At 61.8% G+C, this 24,777-nt stretch carries 21 protein-coding genes; 7 read left to right on the top strand and 14 right to left on the bottom strand.

Going from position 1 to position 24,777, the window contains the following annotated elements; genetic code table 11:
* Nucleotides 1-202: 202 nt before the first annotated feature.
* The 7 genes from K8U03_02910 to K8U03_02880 all read right to left on the bottom strand — a co-directional run bounded on the left by K8U03_02910 (nt 203) and on the right by K8U03_02880 (nt 6,472).
* Nucleotides 203-1,966 (bottom strand): S41 family peptidase, encoded by a 1,764-nt coding sequence (locus tag K8U03_02910; protein ID MCE9603834.1) that lies wholly within the window; start codon nt 1,964-1,966, stop codon nt 203-205.
* A 386-nt stretch (nt 1,967-2,352) separates the two neighbouring features.
* Entirely contained in the window at nt 2,353-3,387 is a 1,035-nt protein-coding gene (locus tag K8U03_02905) for a Gfo/Idh/MocA family oxidoreductase (protein MCE9603833.1), read from the bottom strand.
* Between the two features lie 123 nt (nt 3,388-3,510).
* Nucleotides 3,511-3,906: an arsenate reductase ArsC gene (locus K8U03_02900; protein ID MCE9603832.1), complete on the bottom strand. Its 396-nt coding sequence runs from the start codon at nt 3,904-3,906 to the stop codon at nt 3,511-3,513.
* A 29-nt stretch (nt 3,907-3,935) separates the two neighbouring features.
* On the bottom strand, nt 3,936-4,391 hold the full coding sequence (locus tag K8U03_02895) for a DUF6428 family protein (GenBank protein ID MCE9603831.1): 456 nt from the start codon (nt 4,389-4,391) through the stop codon (nt 3,936-3,938).
* A 32-nt stretch (nt 4,392-4,423) separates the two neighbouring features.
* Nucleotides 4,424-5,104 (bottom strand): MIP family channel protein, encoded by a 681-nt coding sequence (locus K8U03_02890; protein MCE9603830.1) that lies wholly within the window; start codon nt 5,102-5,104, stop codon nt 4,424-4,426.
* Between the two features lie 75 nt (nt 5,105-5,179).
* Nucleotides 5,180-5,533 (bottom strand): metalloregulator ArsR/SmtB family transcription factor, encoded by a 354-nt coding sequence (locus tag K8U03_02885; protein ID MCE9603829.1) that lies wholly within the window; start codon nt 5,531-5,533, stop codon nt 5,180-5,182.
* 60 nt (nt 5,534-5,593) lie between these two features.
* Nucleotides 5,594-6,472, bottom strand: coding sequence for a hypothetical protein (locus tag K8U03_02880; protein ID MCE9603828.1), 879 nt, complete (start codon nt 6,470-6,472; stop codon nt 5,594-5,596).
* A gap of 360 nt (nt 6,473-6,832) precedes the next feature.
* On the opposite strand from K8U03_02880, the gene K8U03_02875 reads away from it, so the two are divergent.
* Complete coding sequence (locus K8U03_02875; protein ID MCE9603827.1) at nt 6,833-7,717, top strand: hypothetical protein; 885 nt, start codon at nt 6,833-6,835, stop codon at nt 7,715-7,717.
* A 261-nt stretch (nt 7,718-7,978) separates the two neighbouring features.
* Here the strand turns inward: K8U03_02875 and K8U03_02870 are convergent, their stop codons facing one another.
* Together K8U03_02870 and K8U03_02865 are read right to left on the bottom strand one after the other, a co-directional pair.
* Complete coding sequence (locus K8U03_02870) at nt 7,979-8,728, bottom strand: glucose 1-dehydrogenase (GenBank protein MCE9603826.1); 750 nt, start codon at nt 8,726-8,728, stop codon at nt 7,979-7,981.
* 96 nt (nt 8,729-8,824) lie between these two features.
* Complete coding sequence (locus tag K8U03_02865; GenBank protein MCE9603825.1) at nt 8,825-9,523, bottom strand: pirin family protein; 699 nt, start codon at nt 9,521-9,523, stop codon at nt 8,825-8,827.
* Between the two features lie 261 nt (nt 9,524-9,784).
* Between K8U03_02865 and K8U03_02860 the strand changes: the two genes are divergently transcribed.
* The gene (locus tag K8U03_02860) at nt 9,785-10,780 is read left to right on the top strand and encodes a hypothetical protein (GenBank protein ID MCE9603824.1); all 996 of its coding nucleotides are present in this window, start codon (nt 9,785-9,787) and stop codon (nt 10,778-10,780) included.
* 22 nt (nt 10,781-10,802) lie between these two features.
* Here the strand turns inward: K8U03_02860 and K8U03_02855 are convergent, their stop codons facing one another.
* Genes K8U03_02855 through K8U03_02845 form a run of 3 tightly spaced genes read right to left on the bottom strand, consistent with a single transcriptional unit; the run spans nt 10,803 to nt 14,871 of the window.
* Nucleotides 10,803-12,332, bottom strand: coding sequence for a glycosyltransferase family 39 protein (locus K8U03_02855; GenBank protein ID MCE9603823.1), 1,530 nt, complete (start codon nt 12,330-12,332; stop codon nt 10,803-10,805).
* A 26-nt stretch (nt 12,333-12,358) separates the two neighbouring features.
* Nucleotides 12,359-13,351: a decaprenyl-phosphate phosphoribosyltransferase gene (locus tag K8U03_02850; GenBank protein MCE9603822.1), complete on the bottom strand. Its 993-nt coding sequence runs from the start codon at nt 13,349-13,351 to the stop codon at nt 12,359-12,361.
* Between the two features lie 8 nt (nt 13,352-13,359).
* The gene (locus tag K8U03_02845; protein MCE9603821.1) at nt 13,360-14,871 is read right to left on the bottom strand and encodes a rhamnulokinase; all 1,512 of its coding nucleotides are present in this window, start codon (nt 14,869-14,871) and stop codon (nt 13,360-13,362) included.
* A 256-nt stretch (nt 14,872-15,127) separates the two neighbouring features.
* Between K8U03_02845 and K8U03_02840 the strand changes: the two genes are divergently transcribed.
* From K8U03_02840 to K8U03_02825, 4 genes are all read left to right on the top strand, one after another.
* The gene (locus tag K8U03_02840) at nt 15,128-16,033 is read left to right on the top strand and encodes a phosphoadenylyl-sulfate reductase (protein ID MCE9603820.1); all 906 of its coding nucleotides are present in this window, start codon (nt 15,128-15,130) and stop codon (nt 16,031-16,033) included.
* Between the two features lie 196 nt (nt 16,034-16,229).
* Nucleotides 16,230-16,619: an Rrf2 family transcriptional regulator gene (locus K8U03_02835; GenBank protein MCE9603819.1), complete on the top strand. Its 390-nt coding sequence runs from the start codon at nt 16,230-16,232 to the stop codon at nt 16,617-16,619.
* 159 nt (nt 16,620-16,778) lie between these two features.
* Nucleotides 16,779-18,065 (top strand): class I SAM-dependent rRNA methyltransferase, encoded by a 1,287-nt coding sequence (locus K8U03_02830; GenBank protein ID MCE9603818.1) that lies wholly within the window; start codon nt 16,779-16,781, stop codon nt 18,063-18,065.
* Nucleotides 18,041-19,816: a thiamine pyrophosphate-binding protein gene (locus K8U03_02825; protein ID MCE9603817.1), complete on the top strand. Its 1,776-nt coding sequence runs from the start codon at nt 18,041-18,043 to the stop codon at nt 19,814-19,816. Before K8U03_02830 ends, K8U03_02825 begins: the two co-directional genes overlap by 25 nt.
* Nucleotides 19,817-19,967: 151 nt before the next feature.
* Here K8U03_02825 and K8U03_02820 read toward each other — a convergent pair whose 3' ends face one another.
* Both K8U03_02820 and K8U03_02815 read right to left on the bottom strand, forming a co-directional pair.
* Nucleotides 19,968-20,846, bottom strand: a complete 879-nt coding sequence (locus tag K8U03_02820; protein MCE9603816.1) for an HAD-IIA family hydrolase — start codon at nt 20,844-20,846, stop codon at nt 19,968-19,970.
* A gap of 366 nt (nt 20,847-21,212) precedes the next feature.
* Nucleotides 21,213-22,772 carry a DASS family sodium-coupled anion symporter gene (locus tag K8U03_02815; GenBank protein ID MCE9603815.1) on the bottom strand — a complete coding sequence of 520 codons (1,560 nt, stop codon included), beginning with the start codon at nt 22,770-22,772 and terminating at the stop codon, nt 21,213-21,215.
* 374 nt (nt 22,773-23,146) lie between these two features.
* Here K8U03_02815 and K8U03_02810 point away from each other — a divergent pair, with 374 nt between their 5' ends.
* The gene (locus K8U03_02810; protein ID MCE9603814.1) at nt 23,147-24,625 is read left to right on the top strand and encodes a DUF1501 domain-containing protein; all 1,479 of its coding nucleotides are present in this window, start codon (nt 23,147-23,149) and stop codon (nt 24,623-24,625) included.
* Nucleotides 24,626-24,777 lie beyond the last annotated feature (152 nt).

Raw genomic sequence — 24,777 nt, 5'->3', positions numbered from 1 at the left:
ACCGTTTTTCCCGCTTACTCCAAGAGTTGGAGCGCGGTAGATGCCGGAAAGCCGATCGGTTTACGGTTCGTAACGCCGACCAGCCGGCTTCTTAGCGGCAAGTTGGATAAGAAGTGTCGGTTGCGAAGACCGGGGGAATCCCTAAGCCGCGGGGCTCCTTGCCGAGGATTTCGCGGCTCGTCCCCTCTGCGACAACCTGGAGCTAGCGCTGAGCGAACTGGCTGCGAGCCACGCCGAGGGCGGCATCCATCGCCGGGTCGCCGGCCGGGGCTTGCTGCACGAAGCGGCCGTCGTCGGTCGGGCGGGCTGCGAACTGCGCGGTCGCTTGCGGCGGAACCGGCGCTACGGCCACGTCCGGCGATACGCCGATCCGGCTGAACGGATGCCCTTGCGGCGAGTAGAACTTCGCCGTCGTCAAGCGGATGCCCCCTTGGACCGTGTTCAACGGATAGATCCCTTGAACCGAACCCTTGCCGTAGCTCCGCGCCCCGACGATCGTCCCTCGGCGGTGGTCGCGAATCGCTCCGGCGAAGATCTCGCTCGCGCTGGCGCTATCGCCGTCGATCAGCACGACGAGCGGCACTTGCCACGTCCCCGGCTTGCGAGCGGAGTAGCTGTAGTCTTCGTTCGGATTCCGACCTCGCGTCGAGACGATCGTTCCTTCGTTCACGAACTTGTCGACGACGTCGACCGAGATATTCAACAAGCCCCCCGGGTTGCCGCGAAGGTCGATGATCAGGCTCTTCATCCCCTCGCGATGCAGGCGCCAGAGAGCGGCATCGAGATCGCGCGACGTGGTCTTCTGGAAGCAGGTGAGCCGGAGGTAAGCGATGCCGAGCGTCGCGTCGACGATCTTGATGTCGTCGATGCTCGGCACTTCGATCTGCTCGCGGCGAACGCGCAGCCGTCGTTCGGCGATTCCCGGCGAGGCGATCGTCACTTCGACGCTCGAGCCTTCGGTTCCTTGCAGCATGTTGGCCGCTTGATCGCTGGAGAGTTCTTGCGTCGTGCGTCCTTCGACGGCGACGATCCGATCGCCCGCTCGCAGCCCGGCCCGATCGGCCGGTCCGCCGCCGAACACTTTCACGATCAACAGCGCGCCGTCGTTCGCCTTGAGCTCGATCCCGAGGCCGACGAAATTCCCTTCGATCTGCGAGTAAACTTCGTTCAGCTTGCCCGAAGAGAGGAACGTCGAATAAGGATCAAGCGCGTTCGCGGCGCCGCAGATGTATTCGTAGATCACGGCGGTTTCGTTCATGCCCAATTGCTCGCGAGCCAATTGCGCGGCGTGGGCTGCGAGGTTCAACGTCCCTTGACGATCCTGCGTCGCCACGCCGAACACGCGGTCGCGAAGCACGCGGCGAAACGCTTCGACGCGAGCTTGCGGCACGCCGGGCAGCGTCGCTTCGAGGAAGAGTGGGTCGAGCATCGCTTCCATCAGGCCCGCGGTGCCGCTATCGACCAGCTGCTGCCAGTGGGGCGGCTCGACGTAATGCGTCTGGATCTTCGTCAGGATTTCGTCGTACAGCTCCAGCGTCTTATCGCGCCCGAGCGTCTTGAGGCTCTCGCGATAAGTCGGGTCGCCGAAACGGCCGGAGAGATCGTAGTGGATGCGCGTGAGATGGAGCCGCTCTTCCAAGACCGGCTGTTGCGGGTTGCGACGTAGCGCTTCTTCGTACCAAGTGAGGGCTTCGCTCCAACGGCGCTCCGACTCCAACTGCCGGCCCGTGCGGAGCGATTCAGCGACGTCTTGCTGCGCTTGCGGGGAGACGGATGCGGCGTTGAGCGCGGTGCCGCCGGCGGTGTTGCTCAGAGTCGGTGCGGCCAGCGGAGCCGCGGTCGACGACGGAGCGAACTGGGCGGGAGTGCCGAGCGACACTTGAGCCGGCAGCAAGCTCGGCGTCGCGACGACGACGACCAGCGCACAAACCCAAGCACGGCAAGTAGAGAAGACCCTGCGACGCATACGTTGGCACATCCTGAACGCAGGGGACGATCGGTCGGACTCGAATGAGGCGATTTCCCGTTCGGCAAAACGGAAAGTTCGAGCGCGACTTAGTACGATGCGTAACGTCATGAAAGTACGTCAAGGAACGCGGCCTCGTTTCGGGTCAAGAAACTCGGCCAAGGGAATATAGGTCACGTTTCCGCTGCGGTCAAAAAAACCACACAAAAACGCCATCCCTAGCGTCGTCGACGGCCGGTAGATCCGCGCGCTCCGGCAAAATCGGACCGGTGCGGATCGGCAAGATCGTCAAGTCGCATCCATCGAGCGCGATCCGTACGATCGGCAAACTCAAGGGCGACTCGCGTCGTTCGTCGTTGTCTGTACGTCCGCCGCTCGCCGACGGTTCACACTTTCACGACCCGACCGGTTTTCACCGACGCGATCTGGCGATGGCACAGCCGGAGCGCATCGGCCGCCAGCTCTCCTGCCAGCAGCGGCGACGGCACTCCCAACTTCACTGCTTTCGCCGCCACCGAAAGCTCGGCGGCGAAGGCATCGACCTCGGGTAGCGCGATCGGCTTCGTTTTGCCGTCGCGCGTGAGGAGCGTCAGCGGCATGATGGCGCGCGGCTGCCCGTCGAGCACGGCGAAGTCGTACAGCAGGGTTCCCTTTTCGAGATAGATCTCGAAGGCGTGCGTGAAGCTGCGCCCCTGCTGATCGATGACGCCGCTCGTCGCGGAGACGGCGAGGCCGGGATCTTCGAACAAGAATTGCGTCGTCGCGAAACGGACGCTCTCCCCTTGCACGCGCCCGGCGCTGAACACGGCTTTCGGCATGCCGCAGACGAGGCGAATGAAATGCGCGTCGTGAATGTGCAGATCGACGATGGCGCCGCCAGCCCCTTTCGGATCGTGAAAGTCTTTGATCCAGAGCGGATCGGAGATCACGCGCTTGAAATGACCGCCGAGCAGCTTGCCGTACTTCCCGCTCTCGATCGCTTCGCGCGCGAAAGCATACTCGGGAAAGAACGGCAACACCTGCGCAACCATCAGCAGCTTGCCGCTCGCCTGCGCCGCTTTCACCATCCGCTCGGCATCGGCTGCCTCGAGCGCGATCGGCTTCTCGACGAGGACGTTCTTGCCGGCCTTCAGCGCGGCGATCGCGACCTCGGGATGCAGCGACGGCGGCAAGCAGATGTCGATCGTGTCGACGTTCGGATCCTTCAGCATCTCGCGCCAATCGGCGTAGCGGCCGATCTTGCCGAGATCCATCTGCTCGCCCGGCGGCCCGAAGTTTCCCTTGATCCCGCGCCAATCGCCGGCGAGCTTCTTCTCATCGCGCGCGGCGATGGCAGTCACCTTCGCCCCGCGCACCTTGCGGTACGCGAGATAATGGATCATCCCCATAAACCCAATGCCGACGATCCCGACTCGCATGATCTAAGCAACTCCTGACTGATTTACCGCTTCACCCGGATACTTCAGATACGGCCATATTACGATAGTCCACTTGCCAATGACAGCAGGCGGATTTCGTCTTTCCGGCATCCTTGTTGGCGAAACCTACAGCGATTGAAGGAGTTCTTTGACCTTCGCTTCAATCAAGTCTCGCACTGCGCGGAACTGTTCCGGGGTCATGTCGCGGGGGTCGGGGATCTTCCAGTCCACGCGTTGCTTGGCGACGACCAACGGGCATTCGTCGCCGCAGCCCATCGTAACGGCGACCTCGACTTCTCGGCCGTTGAAGGGGTCTAGCCCTTTCGATGTGTGCGTGGTCAGGTCGTAGCCGAGTTCCCGCATGGCCTCGATGGCCTTCGGGTTCACGCGACCCGAAGGACGAGAGCCGGCACTGAACGCCTCGACTTGATCCGCACCATGAATGCGTGCGAATGCCTCGGCCATCTGGCTGCGGTTCGAGTTTTCGACGCAGACAAACAGAATGAGTTTCGTCGTGGTCATTGTTTGATTCTCGATGGTGATGCGTTCCACTAGCAACAGTCGGATGTGGAGCAGGACGACAATACGTCAAGCTTTATGCCGCAACGGTCTTGAGCTAAGCACGTCGTATGTTTGGTTCCGAGATGCAAAATAATGCCGGACTGCGATGCCTCTGCCTCTTGAACAGGGTATTGAGAAATCACGCCATGGTCGTATTCGACTTCTAGGGGAATCGCCGTCGTCTCGAAGAGCTCCACTCCCTTGTGAATGATCTTGGCAAGTTTCGTGGTGTCCAGGCGGTGAGCTACGTCGTTCGCTACCCACACTTGCAGCACGCAGCTTGTCGAACGGCGAACGGTTCCGCCGCAGTCCACGAAATCTTTTTGGACCCGCCCCACCTCGGTCACATGGAAGTGGGCTGGAACGAATGAACCATCGGGCAGCACCAACTGGAGCGCCGTATCGGGGTGCGCCGACAAGACGGCGGCAAATTCGTCGAGGGTCATAATGGGTTTATCCATAGAACGAAGTAGCTCCTTCACGGCTGCTCGCGGCAGCAACTTCCAGGGTCTTGAATGCAGCGGAAGACTAGAACACTCGCGCAGGCTCCGAGAACCGGAGCGATAAGATAAATCCACAAGCTGTCGAAGCGCAACGAAACAAGCGCCGGCGCTAAGGAGCGCGCCGGGTTCATCGACGCTCCGCTGATCGGTCCGGCGAAGAGCGCCTCGAGAGCGATCACCGATCCCACGGCGACGCCGGCGAGCATTCCCTTTTCTTTCGAGCCGGTCGAAACGCTGAGGATCACGAACATCAGGATCAACGTCAGGATGAATTCGAGAACGAACGCCTGAATGGCATCACCGGTAGGCAGCGTAGCGCCGAGTGTGGCGTGGGCCGGAAACATTAAGCGCAACGTAAGGCCGGCGAGAATCGCCCCGCAACACTGGCTCGCGACGTAAGGAACGATCGATCGCCCGTCGAAGCGTCGGGCCATGAAAAAGCCGAGCGTAACGGCGGGGTTCAGATGACAACCCGAGACGTCTCCCAAGGCGTAGATCATCGCCAGCACGATGAGCCCGAAGGTCAAGGAGATGCCGACGTGCGACACCGTGCCGCCGCTGACGTCGTTGACGACGATGGCCCCGGTTCCGACGAACACGAGAGCGAACGTGCCGAACAATTCCGCCGCCAGCTTCCGTCTTATCTGGTTCATCATGAGCAATGGAGCCGGTTCGATATTAGGTCGGTCATATATTTGCGTAAGCAGATGTAAATCGCAAAAAAAGAGAGCTCAATCGCAACAGTTGGAACGACAGGCGGAACGCAAGCTCTTCTCGTCCTTCGCCAACTCCGGGGCAACCGTTTTGCATTCAGCCAAGCATTCCAGCAGTTTCTTGTGAAACGAGGTTTGGGCCGACGACAGCCGGTAGTAGTGCCAGAGCCCTTCCTTGCGAGCCAAGGCCAGCCCGGCTTTGCGCAGGTAAGCCAAGTGCCGAGAAGCAGTCGGCTGCGGCACGTCTAAGACGGACACGATGTCGCAGACGCACAGTTCGCCCGCCCGCAGCAGATTCAAAATCCGCAAGCGGGTCCGGTCGGACAATGCTCGGAAGATCAGGTCGATGGAGGGTGCGGTCTTGGTAGCCATATTCGCTTACACGAATATAGTGGAGCCGCCGCCGATGTGCAACATGTCGCATCGTCGCGATTATTGCCCGCCGGGAACGGCGGCGGCCGGCGGTTTCGGGTCGGCCGATTTCGTGATGGCCGACCAGCTCCAATCGCTGAAGTCGAACGGCAGGCTCATCGGTATCTTGAGCTTGTCTTGCCGCTTCACGATCGTGTCGTTGAGCTTCTTCGCTACTTTCGGTTCGTGCTTATCCAGTTGATCCGCCAACGGGTCCGACAGCATATCGCCGAACTCTTGCACGAGCGGGCCGTCGGCTTGGCCGATGCGGCGAATATCGAACTCGACGAGCTTCAGGTCGACGGTCTTGATGACCGGCTTGAACGTGAGATAACTTTTGCCGGCGATGTCGACGTACTCGAAGGTCAATTCTCCGTCGACGCGCATCTCGATGCTCGCGTCGGCGTCGGTGCTGAAGTTCAACATCTTCACTCCGGTTCGCCAACGCTCCACGCGGGCCGTGAGCTTGAGCGGCGACGACGCCACGACTTGAAACGTCATCGCGTTCCGGCCGGTACTACGCGCCTGCGCGATCTCGAACTTCAAGTTCTTCTGCGGATCGACCGGCACGACTTGAACTTGCTTCCACAAGCCGTGCTTCACTTCTTTCTTATTCGTTTCGAAGCGGAGCTTGAGCCCGTCGTTTTTGATCTTCAACTGCGAGAACCGCTCGCGCGTGTCTCCCCAGTTGTCGTTCTTCTCGATCTTCTCCGGCACGCACTCGACGAGGATCCCGCGCACCGTGAGCGAGAGGGCCGCACGAATCTCGTTGCTCATTTCTCCCGGCGCGCTCGGCGCCGGCTCGGCTCCGTTGCTTGCCGAGGGGGCGTAGCTGCCGCCTGCCGCGAGGAGCAGCAGCGCGAGGCCCGCCTGCCAAGACCGCGAGGAAGTCCGATCCATTCCACTGCTCCCTGCTGCTTGTTATCTGGATGAGGCGCGCCCCTCATCCGGCCTTCGGCCACCTTCTCCCGCCGGGAGAAGGGTTGGCGCGGCTCGCTCACATTTCCTTAAAGATGCGCTATTTCGCCTACTTTACTTATCGAACGGCGGCAGGCTTCGGCCGGCGGACGGTTTGCCATTTACGGGAAATAATTATTGTTTGTCGCACGAACGAACTGTCCAATAAGCCCGTATAAGGCGAAGTTCGTACGACGCCCCGCCGGGGCTCCCCGTTACGTTTCGCTGCGGACGGTGTTCTCTTATACGAAGGCCGCTCTGTTTCGACCTTCCGTTTTTTCATCCAGCAAGAGGAATCCTTTGATGGCGAAGTTCGACCCCAAGAAGTATGGCTACCACAATCTGATGCATCCCGAAGCGGGTGCGGTTTCGTATCCCGACGAATTGAAGGGGGATACTTGGCGAAAAGAGAAGGGAAAGCTGTGCCCGGAGACGGGGCTCGGCAAGCTGCTGGATAAGTGCGAAGTGGCGTTCAAGGGGGTCACGTGGGAAAGCTTCAACGCCACGACGATCGACAAGCTCGACGCGGAAACCGAACGCTTGTTGAAATGGATTAAGGGCCCGGACATCAAGAAGTATTCGGACGCTCTGAAAGACGTCGCCGTGCTCGCCAAGGCGAAGGCCGCGGAGTTGAAGAAGGCGAAGCTGGTGCCGAAGGCCGCCGGCGAAGCGGCGCAAAAAGTGTTCGACGCGGCCGACTGGCTGACCGTCACGCTGAACATCAACAGCATGGGTGGCATGCTCGACGAGGCGCGCGAGGCTTGCAAGAAAGTACGCCTCGCCGCGGCGCTCAAGACGGCCGGACAAAACATCACCGCCGCCCGCGACGTGCGCAACAAGCTCGCCGCCGAGCTCAAGACGATCAAGGCCGAGCTCGATAAGTGGAACGCCTCGAACGGCGAAGCCCAGCTCAAGCTCGTCGGCGGCCCGCTGCGCGATCTTTGTCGCGACATGACGCAGCCGCTCGGCAACCTTTTGAAGGCCGAGATCGCCGGTGCCGGGTATCAACAGTTCAATCAGCAGGCCGTCACGGTCCTCTTCAAAGAAATGTCGGTGATTTCGAACACGTCGTCGTGGACGAAGAGCTACGCCGACTTCGACAAGAACCAGATGGAAACCGAATACGAGCGGGTCAAGCAGTGGGGAACACGCTTCTCGACCCTCACCTCGCCGGTTGCGATGCCGTAAGAAAGCGAGTTGCTTGAATCCTTCTCCCTCCGGGAGCTGTGTTAACTCTTCTCCCTTCGGGAGAAGGTGGCCGAAGGCCGGATGAGGGGCGCGCCTCTAATCGGTCGCCGGCCGTGTCTAGCTGCGAAACGTCCCCTCATCTGTCGGCTGCTGCCGACATCTTCTCCCGCGGGGAGAAGGGTTGATTAACGAAGCCCCGACGGACTCTTGAGTCCGTCGGGGCTCTTCGTTTAATCGTCGCTCAACTCAGACGTTTGCAAACTATCGATTCCCACCCGAGACGATGAGCGTCTCGCCGGTCACCCAGCCGGAATCGTCGGACGCGAGGAACAGCGCCGCCTTCGCGATGTCGTCCGGTTGGCCGATTCGGCCGAGTGGGGTCTCCGCCAGCAGTTTCTTATGGAAGTCGGTGCCGAGGAAGCCGGCCGAGTGAACCCCTTCGGTTTCGATCATGCCCGGATTCACCGAGTTGACCCGAATCTTCTTCGGCCCGAGCTCGATTGCGAGCGAGCGCGTGATGGCGTCGACCGCCGCCTTCGTCGCGCTATAGACCGAGCCGTTCGGCTGCGGCGACACGGCGACGACGGAGCTCGTGTTGATGACCGTTCCGCCGGCTTCGCCGAAGAGCTCGACCGCCTTCTGCGTGGTGAGCAGGAGCCCGAGCACGTTGAGGTTGAACTGCTTGTGGAAGTGTTCTTCCGTGATCGCGCCGAGGGGTAGAAACTCGAAGATTCCCGCGTTGTTGACGAGGATGTCGAGCTTGCCGTAAGCCTTCTTCGTTTCGGCGAAGAGGCGATCGATGTCGGCTTGCTTCGATACATCCCCTTGCACGGCCACGGCCTTGCCGCCGGCCTTCACGATCTCGGCAACTACGGCATCGCCCCCGGCCTTGCTCGACGCATAGTTCACTACGACCGACGCTCCGGCGGCGGCGAGCTTTTTGGCGATCGCCGCGCCGATTCCCTTCGAGGCACCCGTAACGACTGCGACTTTATTTTGTAACTGGCTCATGATCCGAATTCCTTATGTGCGAAATCTTTGTGAAGAACGAAAGTATGACGATATGCGAGTCGGGCAGACGATGAATTTTTGATGAGGCGAAACTTCTTAGTTCAAATCGAACAGCATCACTTCAGCCGGCACGGTCGCTTCGATTTCCAGTAGCGCTTCGTCGCTCACCGCCGCGCCGTCGCTGGTTTCGAGTGCGTGGCCGTTCAGTTGGACGGAGCCTCGCAACACTTGCAGCCACGCATGCCGGCCGGTTGCTAAGCGATGCTCGACCTTACGGCCGGCATCGAGCTTCGACAAGTAGATCTGCGCGTCTTGATGAATCGCCAGCGCACCTTGCGCCGCATCGCGCGCGGCGACGAGCCTCAACGTGTTGTGCAGCTCTTCATCCGGAAACCGCTTCTGCTCGTAGCTCGGCGTAATCCCCTTCTTCTCCGGCAAGAGCCAGATCTGATAGAGATGCACCGGTTCACCGGCCGACGGATTGAACTCGCTATGCGTGATTCCCGTACCGGCCGACATCCGTTGAAACTCGCCGGGCCGAAGCACTTCGCCGTTCCCCATTGAGTCTTTATGTTCCAGCGCACCTTCGAGCACATACGTCACGATTTCCATGTCGCGATGCGGATGCGTGCCGAAGCCCTGCCCCTGGCGCACGTAGTCTTCGTTCATCACGCGCAGCGAACGGAAGCCCATCTGCTCCGGATCGTAGTACGACGAGAACGAAAAGGTGTGATAGGTGTTGAGCCAGCCGTGGTCGGCATGTCCGCGGTCGGCGGCTTTGCGGATACGAAACATGGTGCGATCCTTTTCTGAAGCGTCTCGTTGGGTTTCTCTGACAAGCTATACCGGCCTGGGCGACGAACCTTTCACGGCTTTCTCGCAGTCGGGCAATGGGAGCATGTTTTCAGCCATCGTCCATCCCCGCCGGCACCGCCCGCACGGCCGAGATCGTTACAAAACCGTTCTTTTGGCCCCCCGCCCGTCCTGCTACCATCCTCCCCGCTTGCTGAAGGATGAGGGGGCGCCCCGCGAACCACACCGCCAGAGACACACACGATGCCGACCAACACGATCTGCCGCGCCACGTTTGCCGTTCTCTTTGCGCTCTCGGCCCAACTCGCCAGGGCCGAAGACGCGCACGTCGTGTTCGATGTGCCCGACAAAATCGAATGCCGCGACGTAACGCCGGTCAAATGCGCGGCGCTGCATCCGCTGCAAAAGGTCATCGAAGTGAAGTTTCGCGTCTCGGCCGGTCTGACGAAAGGCTCGGAAGAGTCGCTCGTCGATTTCACCTATATGATCAGTGGCCCGATGCTGCGCATGAAGATCCTCGATTATCTCCCGAACACGACGCTCGAAAGTCGCTACGCCGACGACCGGATCGAAGTCGCCGATTTCAGCGAAGAGTCCGACACGTCGAGCCGCGAGGCCCGCGTCGCTTACACGATCTTCTCGCTCAGCGCCGTGAAGAATCAGATGAGCCGCAAGACCGAGCAGAATCAATACGAGAAGATCGCGCCGAAAGCGCTCGTCTTGGCCAGCGGCACGATGAACCGTGGGCACGGTGTCTTCTACAAGCTCCGCCCGTCGAACTCCGCGTCGCTCGAAGGGGCGAAGGAGTTTTCGTTTCTCGCGATCGTCCCGCGCGCTTGGCGCGGCGATTGGTGTACCTTCGTCTGCTCGGGCCGAGCGGAGAAGAAGTCGGTCTTCGGCAACTCGATCGTGACGGTCGGCGTGACGAAAGTCGACGTCGGCCTGCACCTCTGCGGCGACGAACAGGCCGGCAACCTCGCGGCCCGACTCTGCACGTTGCAACAAGCCGACAACGGCGCGCTGGCGACCCTTGCGGCACACGAAGCCGAAAGAAACAGCACGACCTTGAGTTCCCCGACGTCGAACGTAACGCTCGTCGGCCGCGTCGACGATTTGTTTCATCAAGTCACGCGGACGTCGCACACGCAAAAGCCGGCCGACAAGAAGCTCGCAGCGGCCCGCCAAGCGCTGGCGGAAACGGAAGCAGAACTCGGCCGACTCTCCGGAGCGGAACCGTAAGCGCGCCGTCGAGCGGAGAGCCTCACTCCTCAGTCTTCCGCAACAGCGAGCGGCCGGTCCAGATCAGCATTGCGAGGAGCGGCGCGCAGGCCGTGAGAATATACAACAGCGGGATCCCTTGCTGCGACCAAGCGTACCACCAGATGTTGAGCCGGTTGGAAATGACGTGGACCGGTTCCCTCGCGCTCTCCAACGGGTACGGCCGACGAAGCCCCAGCATGACTCTCAGGTTCTCTCCCGCGCCGACGAACATATCGACCGCCTGATTGCGTACTCCCCACACGAAGGTCGCGTCGTCGAGCCGGTGCTCGCTCTCCGCAATCTGCATGCGATACTGATAATCGCAGATCGTCGCGGCGCAGGCCAAGAGGAAGCCCGCCGACAGCGCGATGTCTATAACCATGCGCGTGCGCCGTCGGCTCCAGAGCGTCGGCAACTCGACGAGCGCAGGCAGGCAAACCAAAGGCACGATCGCGATCATGTGCCGCGGCCCCCAGCCCCAAGCTCCGTACCAGCTCCGCAGCTTGCCGTGTAGGAGCAGCCAGAGCACCGCGCTCGCCAAGAGAAAACCCGCTAGCGCGCGGTCGCGTCGCCAAAAGCGCCGGAAGACGATCACCGACGCGATCAACAACGGAACATAGACGAACAATCCCTTGCCGGGACTCAACAGCAACCCCACTACGCCAAGCGGCCAATTTCCATCTAAGGCATTGTTGACGGCGAATTGCGGCTCTTGCACCGGAGACAACAGCGGGTTGCCGGTGCGAAGCTGGTTGTACCACAACTGCCAAGCGGCAAACGGCGCCAGCGCAAGCAGAGCCGTGAGCGTAACTTTCCATCGCGAGTGCGCGCACCCGAACAGGACGAACCCGAGCGCGGCGACGACGAGCAGCGCGAGCGACAAACGCGTGGCGACTCCGAAGCCGAGCAAAAAGAACGCGGCTCCCGCGAAGACGAGCCGGCCGGTCGCGCGGTATTTCAGCAACGCGGCGAGGGCCGAGGTCGTGATGAGGCAGCAGAGCATTCCGTCGTACAGGAAGCGGCTGAAGTTCCAGAAATAAGTACAGAACCCCAACGCGAGGCAACCGAGAAAACCTTGCCGAGCCGTCTGCCCGAATTCCCGCGTCAGGATGAGATAGACGATTGCGAGCGTCAGTGCCGCATACACACCAGGCTGAAACGAGACGAGAAACATTTCGGTTTGTTCGACGTTCGGCAACGCGTATCCCATACGCACGAGCACGACGTCGAGATGCTCGATCGCCGCCGCGGTGGGAATGAACAGCAGCGCGTTGCCGAACTCGTGCGCCGCATAGATCCGCCCGTTGGGCGCGAGCGTAAAAACTCCGACGAGCGGTTCGTCGAATCCGAGTCGTCCGGTGCGGACGAAGTTGCGAGCGACCCGATAGGCATACTCTCCTTCCGACGCATCGAGGGCCGCATTCGTCAGCCAGAATCCGCAGAGGAAGAAGAGGAATACCCGAATCGCATCGTCCCAAGCTCCGCGCCGATTCTGGTCGGCGGGCGTTTCGAGCGGAGCATCATTCGACATAACTGGTTCCCTGCGCCGCCATCTTGTTAGGTCAGGCATTCGGCTGTGAACATCCCGGCGAACTCGACGAATTTCGGCTTGCCGTAGAGCACGAAGATCGACAGCGCGATCCAAGCGATGATCCCGATCCAGAGCATCTTGTCGGTATACAAAAGACGTTCGGGCGACTGGCCCCGCCCTTCGACGAGAACCTGATGGGCATAGCGCAGCACGCAGTACACGACCGGGAAGATCGTCGCGATCATGTTCGGATCGTGATGCGGGGCGATGCAATAGAGCGCGTAGGTCGTCACGGTCGACGTAGCGGCAAGCCCCATCGCGAAGTCGAGAAAGCGAGTCGTATACCTAGCGAGCACCGGGCGAGCCCTCGCAGCCCCTTCGTGCATCGCGTCGATTTCCCCGCGTCGCTTACCGAACCCGAGGAATAGCGCCAGGGAAAACATGCACAACACGATCCAGGGAGTCGGCCGAACCTGAACGGCATACACGCCGAACAGCACGCGCGCGACGAAGCCGAGAGCGATGCAGATCACATCGGCGATCACTACCTGCTTGAGCCGGAGCGAATAAGCGATGTTTAAGACGAAGTAGCAGGCGAGCGTGGCGACGCACGCCTCGCCGAGGTAAGCCGCAATCGCGATCGAGACCGTAATCAACACGGCGGCGGCAAACGCCGCGAGCCCGACCGGCAACCGGCCCGAGGCCAGCGGTCTGCCGGCCGTGCGTGGGTTGAGCAAGTCGCGCTGCCGATCGAAGAAGTCGTTGACGAGATACACGGCCGACGAAGCAGCGGAAAACCCGAGCATCGCGAGCAGCGCACGAAGTTGCATTTCGGGCTGGAGCAAACGCCCTGAGAACACGAGCCCGGCCAAGCACGCGACGTTCTTCACCCACTGATACGGCCGCATCCCTTGCAGCAGCGGAAGTAGCCGTGTGCCGCCGTTGCTCGACATAGGCTTCGTCGCTCTGCGCTCGCGCGCTTGCATGCTGCCGGCCTCGCTGCGCTCGTGTTCGCTCATGTTCGCGATCAATCTCGCGGCAAGAGCCGTACGAATTTTCCGTAAGCTTCGTCCCAGCGCCCGGCATCGCAGGGCGAATACTCTTCCACGCTGAAGCTTTCGCCGACCACTTCTCTGGCTTGGGCGATGTTGCCCACCGCGCCGGCCGCAATCGCTTGCATCATCACGTTGCCGATCGCCGTCGCTTCGATCGGGCCCGCGACGACCCGGCGCCCACAGGCATCGGCCGTGGCTTGGCATAGCTGCCGGTTTTGCGTGCCGCCGCCGACGACATGGATCGTCTCGAGGCGTCCGCCTGCGAGTTCTTCGAGCTTGCCGAGCACATAGCGATACTTCAGCGCGAGGCTGTCGATCGCCGTGCGCACGATCTCTCCTTCGCCGGCCGGAACCGCTTGGCCCGTCCGCTTGCAAAACGCGCGGATCGCTTCGGGCATGTTCTGCGGCGCTTGAAACGTCGCGTCGTCGGGATCGATGAACGACACCAGCGGCTCGGCAGCCGCCGACATGCGATTGAGCGCGTCCCAGCTATATTCGCCGCCGGCGAAATCGACGCCCGATTGCGACCAGATGCGCCGGCACTCTTGCACGATCCAGAGGCCGGTGATGTTCTTCAACACGCGAACCGTGTGCCCGACGCCACCTTCGTTGGTAAACGTGAGCTTGCGGCAGAGCTCGCTCATGACCGGCGCGGGAGTCTCGATGCCGATCAACGACCAAGTGCCCGACGAGATGTAGCACCAGTCGGGCCGCGCGCCCGGAGCGCTGCGCGCGGGGACCGCGAGCACGGCGCTGGCCGTGTCGTGCGTGCCGGGCAAGACGACGTCGATCGGCGGCAGACCGGTCTCGCGAGCCACGCTCGAGCGCAACGAGCCGAGCGTCGTGCCGGGCTCCGCGAGCTCGCCGAGAATGTGCGTCGGCAGGCCGAGCTTGTCGAGCAACTCCGAGGCCCAGTTGCGCAAGACCGGATTGAAGAACTGCGTCGTCGTGGCGTTCGTGATCTCGTTCGCCTTCACGCCGGTGAGCAGAAAGTGGAACAAGTCGGGCATCATCAGAAACGACTTTGCCGCTTCCAGCAGCGGCGAGTTCTGCGCTTGGAGCGCCATCAGTTGATAGAGCGTGTTGATCGGCATGAACTGCAGACCGGTATGCGAGAAGATTTCTTCGCGACCGAGCTGCGCCACGGCGCGATCCATTTGTCCTTCGGTGCGGCGGTCGCGATACGAGACCGGGTTTCCGAGCATGACGTCGTCTCGTCCGAGGAGCGCGAAGTCGACCCCCCAGGTATCGACGCCGATGCTGCGAATCCGATCGCCGTATTTACTCCGCGCGGCTCGCATGCCGCTGAGGATTTGTTGCCACAGGCCGAGGACGTTCCACTGGAGAGACCCGCCGAAATCGACCGCGCCGTTTTCAAAGCGATGCACTTCCTCGAGTTGCAGCCGACGGCCGTTGAAAAGTCCGGCCAGCAGCCGGCCGCTGGAAGCGCCGATATCGACGGCGAGAAAAATCTGATCGGACATCGCTTCCGCGCCTCACGGGTTACCGGCTTCCTAATGGGGAGGAAGACGCATCGTGACGAGCGGCGACAGGGAAGTCAAGCTACTGCCGGTTATAGACTTACGGCGAGCAACGCGTGCCGCATGCACCCCTGTCAGCCGAAGGTATCGAGTATGCCGGTTGAAGAAGCGGCACTGGACGGACGATACTATAGTTGACTTACATGAGTAACATAGGTATCTTTGATCTGGCACTTGTGCCTTTTAGGGTTATCGACCAATGGCTAGGAACTCAACCACTCCGGACCTCGCGGAAGCGGCCGTTGCGGAAAACGCGAGCGAAGATCGCTTTCTCTTGCGAATCTATCGAGGGCCGGAAGAATCAGGCGAAAGCGTGTCGCAGCAGGATTTAGCCGTGAACGAAAAATCGGTCGCCGTCGCAATCCCCTCTGCTCCGCCTGCGGAAGTCGCACTCGTGCCTGCCGCGACGGAAGAATACCTCGCCTACCTCAAGCAACAGAGCGAAGCGCTCGAGTCGGCGACCCCCGCAGAGATCATTCGCTGGGCCGTGAAGGAATACGCCCCGAAGCTCACGATGGCGACTGCCTTCGGGCCCGAGGGAATGGCGATCATCCACATGCTCGCGGCGATAGATCGAACCGTGCCGGTCTTCAACTTAGACACCGGCTACCAGTTTCAAGAGACGCTCGACCTGCGTACGCGCGTGCTCGAAAAGTACGGGATCGATATCGAACTGCGGAAGCCCGAGACGAGCGTGGCCGAATACGAGAAACTCCACAACGGCCCCCTCTATAAATCGAATCCCGATCAATGCTGCTTCGACCGGAAGTTGAAAGTGTTGCAGCGTTCGGCGCTCGGCATGTCGGCTTGGATGAGCGGGATTCGTCGCGATCAAAGTCCGGATCGGGCCCGCGCGCCGATCGTCGGTTGGGATAAGAAGTTCGGCTTGGTGAAGGTGAGCCCGCTGGCGAACTGGACGAAGAAAGAAGTTTGGAGCCTGATTACGAAGGAAGACGTTCCCTACAACCCGCTCCACGATCAAGGCTACACCAGCATCGGCTGCCAGCCCTGCACGCGCGCCGTGCTGTTCGGCGAAGACGAGCGGGCCGGCCGCTGGAGCGGTTTCGAGAAGAAAGAGTGCGGTTTGCACACGAGCAACGACTAGACGCGGCGAAGCCCGAATGTCGAAGCTCGAATGACGAAAGAAATCCGAAGGACGAAGCTCGAACGGGGCTTCGGAACACCGAAAATCTATTCGTCATTCGTGCTTCGTCATTCTTTCGTCATTCGAAATTCGACATTCGTCCTTCCACAGGCCCTCCGTGCGTATCTCCGCTAAAACCGAATACGCGAGCATCGCGATGCTCGAGCTCACGGCCGGCTACGGCAGCGGCGAACCGGTGCGCATCCGCACGATCGCCGATGCCCACGGCATCCCGTCGCGGTTCCTCGTGCAGATTTTGTTGCAGCTCAAAGGGGCCGGCTACGTCGTGAGCACGCGCGGCGCATCGGGCGGTTACCAACTTGCGAAATCGCCCGACGAGATCACGCTCGGCGAAGTGATGCACGTCATCGACGGGCAAGAAGAAGAGATCAAGTCGAGCACGAGCAACGATTCGCCGGCCTCGCGCGTGCTGATTTCCGCGTGGAACGAAGTGGCCGACGTCGAACGCCGCATGCTGCAAGCGGTCACGTTCGCGGAACTCGCGGCCCGCGTGCGCAAGCAGGCTGAGAATATGTATTATATCTAGCCTGAGGCGAAGCGCTTCGCAGCGTCGCCCACCCCGGATATACATCCGGGGCTATTGAACGATCAGGATCGAGTCGCTGATCGCGCAAGCTTCCGATCGCTCACGCCTCCTTCAACAGCCCGGGATGAATATCCCGGGCCGCCGCGCCACTGCCTCTCAATGCCACCGCCCCACAAAGCCTCCGCCCCGCTAACGCCGTCGAACAAAACCATGCCCCAAGTTCGCCTGAAGCCGCGCAAAGCTCGTCCCTTCTTCGGGCGGCACCCTTGGGTTCTCGATGCCGCGATCGCCGCGATCACCGAACGGCCCGCAGATGGCGACGTCGTCGATCTGGTGACGGAGCGCAACGAGTTCATCGCGCGCGGCATCTTGAACAGCCGAAGCCGGATTCGCGTCCGTCTCTACACGTGGCACGAAGACGAAGCGCTCGACGCGGCGTTCTGGCAGCGTCGCATTGCGGCGGCCGTCGAGCTGCGCCGGCAGTTGGGTTATCTGAACGTCGAGGGCGCTTGTCGGCTGGTGAACAACGAGGCCGATGGGCTCGGCGGCCTCATCGTCGATCGCTACGGGCCGTATCTCGTCGTGCATGTGACGGCGCTGGCGATCGAACGCCGGCTGGATGAGATTCTCCCGATCTTGATCGAAGTCTGCCGGACGCACGGCTGCGCGCCGCGCGGCATTCTCGTGCGGGCCGACGAAGCGATGGCGAAGCGCGAAGGGTTGGTGCTGCCGCTCGCCGCCGCAGGAGAATCGCCGCGCGCGAACAACATCTTGCGCACCTGGGGCGAGCTACCGACCGAAGCGATCACGATCGACGAGCATGGCCTGCGCTACGGGGTCGACTTGCTCGGCGGACAGAAGACCGGTTTCTTTCTAGACCAGCGCGAGAATCGCCGCATCGCCGCGTCGTATATGCGCGATCGTACGGTGCTCGACGTTTGTTGCTATACCGGCGGCTTCTCGATGTCGGCCGCGAAGCTCGGCGGCGCGCGCGAGGTACTCGGGATCGATACGAGCGCGCGGGCCGTCGCGCTCGCCACGGCCAACGCCGAGCTCAACGGATTGACGAACTTCCGCTTCGAGACGGGCGACGCTTTCAAAACGGTCGCGGCCTTCGGAGCCGAGGGGCGCAAGTTCGGCGCCGTGGTGCTCGATCCGCCGAAGTTCGCAGCCAATCGCACGGCGCTGCCCGAGGCGCTCCGCGCCTACGAGCGGTTGAACGTCGGTGCGCTGAATCTATTGGAGCCGGGAGGCATTCTCGTCACCTGCAGCTGCACCGGCGCCGTCACACGGGAAGACTTCGTGCATATCCTGGCGGAAGCCGCAGCCCGAGCAAGGCGTCCGCTGCAGATCCTTGAGGGGCGCGGCCCCGCGCCCGACCATCCGTTCTCGGTCTCTTGCTTGGAGACCGAATACCTGAAATGCTTCATCTGTCGCGTCGGCTGATTTCGGCCCGCGACGGTAAGTTCTCAGGAGCGGAAGTTATGACCGTGCGCATGTCGGGCGTCGAAGCGTTGATCAAAATGTTGGCCGAGGCGGGTGTGCGCCGGATGTTCGGGAATCCGGGCACGACGGAGTTGCCACTGATGGATGCGCTGGCCGTCGCGGCGAAGGCCGGACGGTCGGAGATCGACTACACGCTTGGCTTGCAGGAGGTGCCCGTCATGGCGATGGCCGATGGCTATGCGATGGCGTCGCGCGGGTTGGGGGTCGTCAACTTGCATGCTTCGTGCGGGCTCGGCAATGCGATGGGGATGCTCTACAACGCGCATCGCGAAGGGACGCCGCTGTTGGTAACAGCCGGGCAGACGGATCGGCGCATCCGTTTCGAAGAGCCTATCCTGTGGGGCGATATGGTCGGCGTCGCCAAGCCGTGGACGAAGTGGTCGGCCGAAGTCGAGCGCGTGGAAGACCTGCCGGCCGCGGTGCGGCGCGCGATTCAGATCGCGCTCACGCCGCCGACGGGTCCGGTGTTTCTCTCGCTACCGATGGACGTGCAATCGGCGGTCGCCGAGCTCGACACGACGCCGGCCGCGCCGCTCGATCGACGGGTACGCCCGCCGATCGACGCACTCCGGCGGGCCGCCGAGTTGTTGGCCGGCGCGAAGAATCCCGGCATCGTGGCGGGGAGTAGGATCGTCGAAGCCGATGCCGTACGCGCGCTGGTCGCGGTCGCCGAGGCGCTCGGTGCGCCGGTCTTCAGTGAGAGCGCGACGTCGCACGGGCGGCTGCCGTTTCCGGCCGATCATCCTCTGTACGGTCAGCAGTTGCCGCTCTGGGCTCCCGACGTGCAGGCGAAGCTCGCCGAGTTCGACGTACTGCTCGTTGCCGGGCTCGATCTGTTGCGCATGTACGTGCATCACGAGCCGCCACAAGCGGTGCCGAGCCGGTGTCGCATCGTGCATCTCGATGAAGACCCGCGACAGATCGGCAAGAATTATCCGGTCGAAGTAGGGCTCGTCGGCGATGTTCGGACGGGGCTCGAAGAACTCGCCGCACAGATCCCCGCGACGATGAACGGCGCCGCAGCAACGGAAGCGAAGCGGCGCGGCGAGCAGCGCGGCGCTCGACACGCCGAGATCCGCGACGCGCTCCGTCTGCGAGTCGCCGGCGAGCGCGCCGCGCGGCCGATGCTGCCGAGCACGTTGATGGAAACGGTCGGCCGTGTGTTGCCCGCCGATGTCGCCGTCGTCGAAGAAGCGGTGACGACGACCGACTTCCTGTTGGAGCGGCTCGGGATCTTGAAAAACACCGACGGCTATTTCGCACACCGCGGTTGGGCGCTAGGCTGGGGATTGGGGTGCGCGATCGGCGTGAAGCTCGCTTGGCCCGAGCGGCCGACCTTGGCGCTGCTCGGCGACGGAGCCTCGCTGTACGGCATTCAAGGCTTGTGGACCGCGGCCCGCTATCGGATTCCGGTCACGTTCGTGATTTGCAACAACAACCAATATCGGATCTTAAAAGACGGCGCGCGGATGCTCGGCATGCCGGCCGCGCAGCAAGGGGAATTTCTCGGCATGGATCTTACGCCGCCGACGATCGACTTCGTGCAACTGTCGCAGTCGCTCGGGGTCGAGGCGTGCCGCGTCGACGAGCCTGACGCACTCGCCGAGGTGTTGCAAGAATCGCTCCACGGCGACCGGCCGCGACTCATCGACGTACGGATCGCCGTGACGCGCAACTCGCAATTCGGTTGACAGTGTTTTACCCTTCTCCCATGCGGGAGAAGGTGGCGGCGCAGCCGACGGATGAGGGGAAGTTCGCAGCGGAGTGCGGTACATGAGCTTGAAGAACAATGCCCCTCATCCGGCCTTCGGCCACCTTCTCCCGCCGGGAGAAGGGTTCGTGCTACGTCGCCGCTCTTAGCGATGTTTCGGTTTGTCGCCGAAGCGAGCCTCGTTTCTTTTCCGGAACGAAGCCGACGTTGCCGGCGATTTCGTGCGGCAGCGTCCAGTCGTGTTCTTCCATCAGCTCGACGTATTCGGCCAGCGATTCGATCACGATGTCGGGCCGATACGCATAGCGCGCCAAATCGGTGCGGCTCGTTCCGCCGCTCAGCACCAGCACGGTTCGATATCCGAGCTGGACGCCGCCGAGGATATCGGTCTCCATCGTGTCGCCGATCATCACCGTGTCGTCGGCCGCGAGGCCCATCTCTTTGCGCGCGGCGCGCATCATGACGGGACTCGGCTTGCCGACGCTGAACGCTTTCACTCCCGTGGCGATCTCGAGCATCGCGACCATCGCGCCGCAGCCGGGACGAAGTCCGTTTTGCGTCGGGCAGTTCGGATCGAGGTTCGTCGCGATGAGTTTCGCGCCCCCCATGATCATGCGCACCGCCGACTCGACGAGCTCCAAGTTGAACGTGCGCCCTTCGCCGACGACGACGTAGTCGGGCTCATGGTCGACGACCGCATAGCCGTTTTGATGCAACGCGGTGAGCAAGCCCCCCTCGCCGATCACGTAAGCCGTGCCGCCTGGTTTCTGCGAAGCGAGAAAGCGCGCCGTCGCCATCGCGCTGGTGAAAATGTTTTCTTCTTCGACCGTGATTCCCATGTGCGCCAACTTCGCGACGACATCGCGCCGCGTCCGTTGGCTGTTGTTGGTAAGCAAGCGAAAAGGGACGCCGCGACGCCGCAATTGCTGCAAGAAAAAGTCGGCCCCGGGAATGAGTTGAGGCCCGCGATAAAGAACGCCGTCCATGTCGATCAGATAACCGCTTCTCATGATTCTGCCTGACAGTTCGAGAAAAATAAGAGATTTGTTTGCTCGTGCCGAAAGAGGAGGGGTTCGCCGTTTTGCCCCGTTTCTGCGGGAAATCGCAGACTTTTCGGTCATCGAGCCTCTCTCTGCGAACCACGCAATCTATGTGCCGCGGCTGTATGAGCATTATGTGAATACACATGAGGGTAAGAGGTTACGTCTGAAGATTTTTTTGCGATTACGCACTGCGGCGCAACTGCGCGGACGCTCTGCTTACTCGCTACGCACGGAGCGATGACACATTGACGGGCTCGTTGCGAGGAGAGTGCGCAAGGCCGGCGAGTTGCGGCGCCAAGCTTCGTCTCTTGGAAAAACGAAGCAGCAGTGACGCTAAAGGAGAATCGGCAATAAAAATCGAAGCATCACGACGACGACGACGATGCCGATCAGGTCGAGCAAGATGCCGTAGCGAATCATGCGCGTCAGCGGCACGTAGCCCGAGCCGTAGACGATCGCGTTGCAAGGCGTGCTTACGGGCAGCATGAACCCAAGACTGGCGCCGAACGTGGCACCGAGAGCCGGCTCGAGCGGGTCCATTTTGGCGGCGATCGCGAGTTGGATCACGACCGGCACGATGATCTGCGCCGAGGCGGTGTTCGACGTCGCTTCGGATACGAGCGTTGCGATGACGGTCGCGAAAATGAGCATCGCCAGGCTACTCGACATCGGAAACAGTTGACACAGCCCTTCGCCGAGCGCCTTGGCAAGTCCGGTCGTATCGGCCAGCGCGCCGAGCGCGAAGCCGCCGCCGTAAAGGAGCACGATCCCCCAATCGATCTGCGAAGCATTCTTCCAATCGATCGCGCGGCCTTCGCGATCGCCGGGCAAAAGGAACAACAAGATCGCTCCGATCAGCGCCACGACTCCTTCGTTCAACGGGTCTTTGATCGCTTCGTAAATACGGCCGTCTTTCCCTTCGATCAGCAGGAAAACACCGGGCAAGATCCAGAGCACGACGGTGACGAGAAACGCCGCGATCGTCGACTTTTGGCTCGTCGTCCAACGACCGAGCGAGCGCCGACGCTCGCGCAACAACTCGGCTCCTCCTTGAATCTCGCGAACGCCTGCCGGACAGAAAAAGTTGAGATACGCGAAGAGAAACAGAAACAACACGATCACGACCGGAAAGCCGAGCATCGACCATTGGAAGAACGAAAACTCGACGCCGAGCTTCATGCGAATGGCGTTGATGCCGATCAGATTCGGAGGCGTGCCGATCGGTGTCGCGAGGCCGCCGATGCTCGCCGCGAACGACGTCATCAACATCAGGCCGGTCGCGAACCGGCGATCGATCTTCGTCGCGCCTGCTCCCGACTGCGCGGGCCCGGACTCTTGCCGAAAGAAGACGGCGAGGATGCTCATGCCGATCGCGAACATCATCGCGGTCGTGGCGGTGTTCGAAATCCAGGCCGACATGAAAGCGGTCGCCGCGCCGAAGCCGAAGAGAATGCGACCGGGCCGAGCCCCGATCCACGGGAGCGAAAGAATTCCATAAGCGAAGCGGCGGTCGAGCCCGTGAATGAACACGGCCCGCGCGAGCATGAACGAACCGATGAAGAGAAACGTGATGGAGGTTGCGAACGGCGAGAAGACTTCCGTCGGCGTGCCGACGCGCAGCGCAATGCAGCCGACCGCGGCCAACAGCGCGGTCACGGTCATCGGCAACGATTCGCAAACCCACAACACGGCCGTGGTCGCCATGATGGCGGCCAGGTGATGGGCCTTCGTGTTGAGGCTCGGGAAGTTGCCGAAGAAAACCGCGCAGAAGACCAGCGGCGCGAGGACGAAGCCGAGCTTTTTGCGAATCTTCTCGAACGCCGCTTCGGCCGGGCTGAGCTTTTCCAACGCCGATTCATCGAGCGGCGTAGATTCGACGGACTTAAGAGTCACGGCAATGCCTTAACGAGTTGTCTAAACGCAGCGACGCTAGCTTAGCGAATGGGTAAACCGTCGGGCCATAGGAAGTTCGGTTCGCCGGCGACTGTGCGGTCTCTCCGGGAAACGAGACCGAAAGCTTAGCGAGGGTGCCGATTATAGATCCCCCGACCGGCGTTCGCGACCGCGCCTTAGGCCAATCCACCGCGAAAATCCGCTAGCCCAAGGGTCCCGCGGTCGATTAGAATAGTTGCTCGCTCCACTCGCCTACGGCGCCCTGCTGCGCACCTGCCCGAACACACGTTATCGACGCTTGCTCGTTGCCCCGCCCGCTCGCTGGTTCCCTCGTTGCTGCTTTGAATTCGCTTGCCTTTGAGGAGTATGGATTGATGAGTCGAAACACGCACGACCAAGGCGTTGCCCATTGCTCCGGTCCGGTCACGCGCCGCGATGCGATGAAGTTCGGCTCGGTGGCTCTCGGCAGCCTCGGCCTCGGCGAAGTGCTGCGGATGCAATCGCAAGCGGCGACGGCCTCGGCTCCGCAGGCTCCGAACGGGCAAGCTCCCAACGGCAAAGGGACGAATCGGAAAGACGAGAACGCCGTCATCTTCATTTGGCTGCCGGGCGGTCCGCCCCACATGGAGATGTACGACTTGAAGCCCAATGCGCCGCTCGAGTATCGCGGCGACTTCAACCCGATCGCCTCGAAGGTGCCGGGCCTCGACGTCGGCGAGTTGTTGCCGCTGCATGCGAAGTGCGCGGATAAGTTCACCGTCATTCGTTCGATCGCGCACAAGTTCGCCGACCACGGCGGCGGCCACAAGCGATTCATGATGGCCCGCGACCCGAAGGAACCGGCCGGCACGATCAACGACTTCCCGGCCGTTCCGTCGCTCATCTCGAAGATCTTCGAGAAGCGGCAGCGCGGGATTCCGAACTACGTCTGCGCAGTCGACGGCGGACGCCAACAGATCGACACGTTTGCGTTCGGCAGCGCTTACCTCAGCAGCTCGACGCATCCGTTCACCGTCGCCGGCGACCCGAGCTCGCCGACGTTCAAGATCGACAACATCGCCCCGACGCCGTCGCTCGAAGGTCGGATGAACGACCGGATCGCGCTCTTGAATAAGTTCGACAACTGGCGCCGCCGGATCGACGAATCCGACGCGATGGACACGCTCGACGTGTTCAATCGCCGAGCCTTGGAGCTCGTTACGAGCGATCGGGCCCGCAAGGCTTTCGACCTCGCGAGCGAACCCGCCGCCGTGCGCGATCGTTACGGCCGCCATGCGTACGGACAACGCGCACTGATGGCCCGCCGCTTGGTGGAATCCGGCGTGACGTTCGTCACCATGACGATGGAAAACCCGTGCATTCCCGGCGGCAATCCGAACTACGTGAGCTACAACTGGGATTCGCATGCGGTGAATTGCCACTTGTTCGCCGACGCGAAGGTGCGCTTCCCGATGTACGATCAGGCCGTCACGGCGTTGATCGAAGATCTCTACTCGCGCGGGCTCGATAAGCGCGTGCTGCTCGTCGTCACCGGCGAGTTCGGCCGGACGCCGAAAGTGAACTACCAAATCGGCACGCAGACCGGCGTGATGCAGCCGGGCCGCGACCACTGGCCGAACTCGATGTCGATGATCGTTTCGGGCGGCGGAATGCGAACCGGCCAGATCGTCGGCGCGACGAACGCCAAGGGTGAATATCCGACCGAGCGCCCGATGAGCCCGAACGATCTTTGGGCCTCGGTGTTCGCGCATCTCGGGATCGACCCTGAGAACACGTTCCCGGATCACAACGGCCGCCCGATGCCGCTCTTGCCGTTCGGCGCCGCGATTCCGGAACTGATGGCCGTTTCGTAAAGTAGCAGGCACGTTCGCTCTTGCTTCTGAGGCGAGCGGCCGGTGTCAGCCGGCCGGTTCCGCAATTTCTCAGCGTGCCACACGTTTCGCCCTGCTTGTTCGATACTCGATCGAACGTCGAGAGCTTTAATCAGCCGCGACGTGACCGGCCG

Source organism: Planctomycetia bacterium (genome assembly GCA_021413845.1).
In the GTDB taxonomy this organism is placed as follows: domain Bacteria; phylum Planctomycetota; class Planctomycetia; order Pirellulales; family PNKZ01; genus PNKZ01.
Note: the sequence above shows the minus strand (reverse complement) of the source record. Positions and strands in the feature narration are given on the sequence as shown.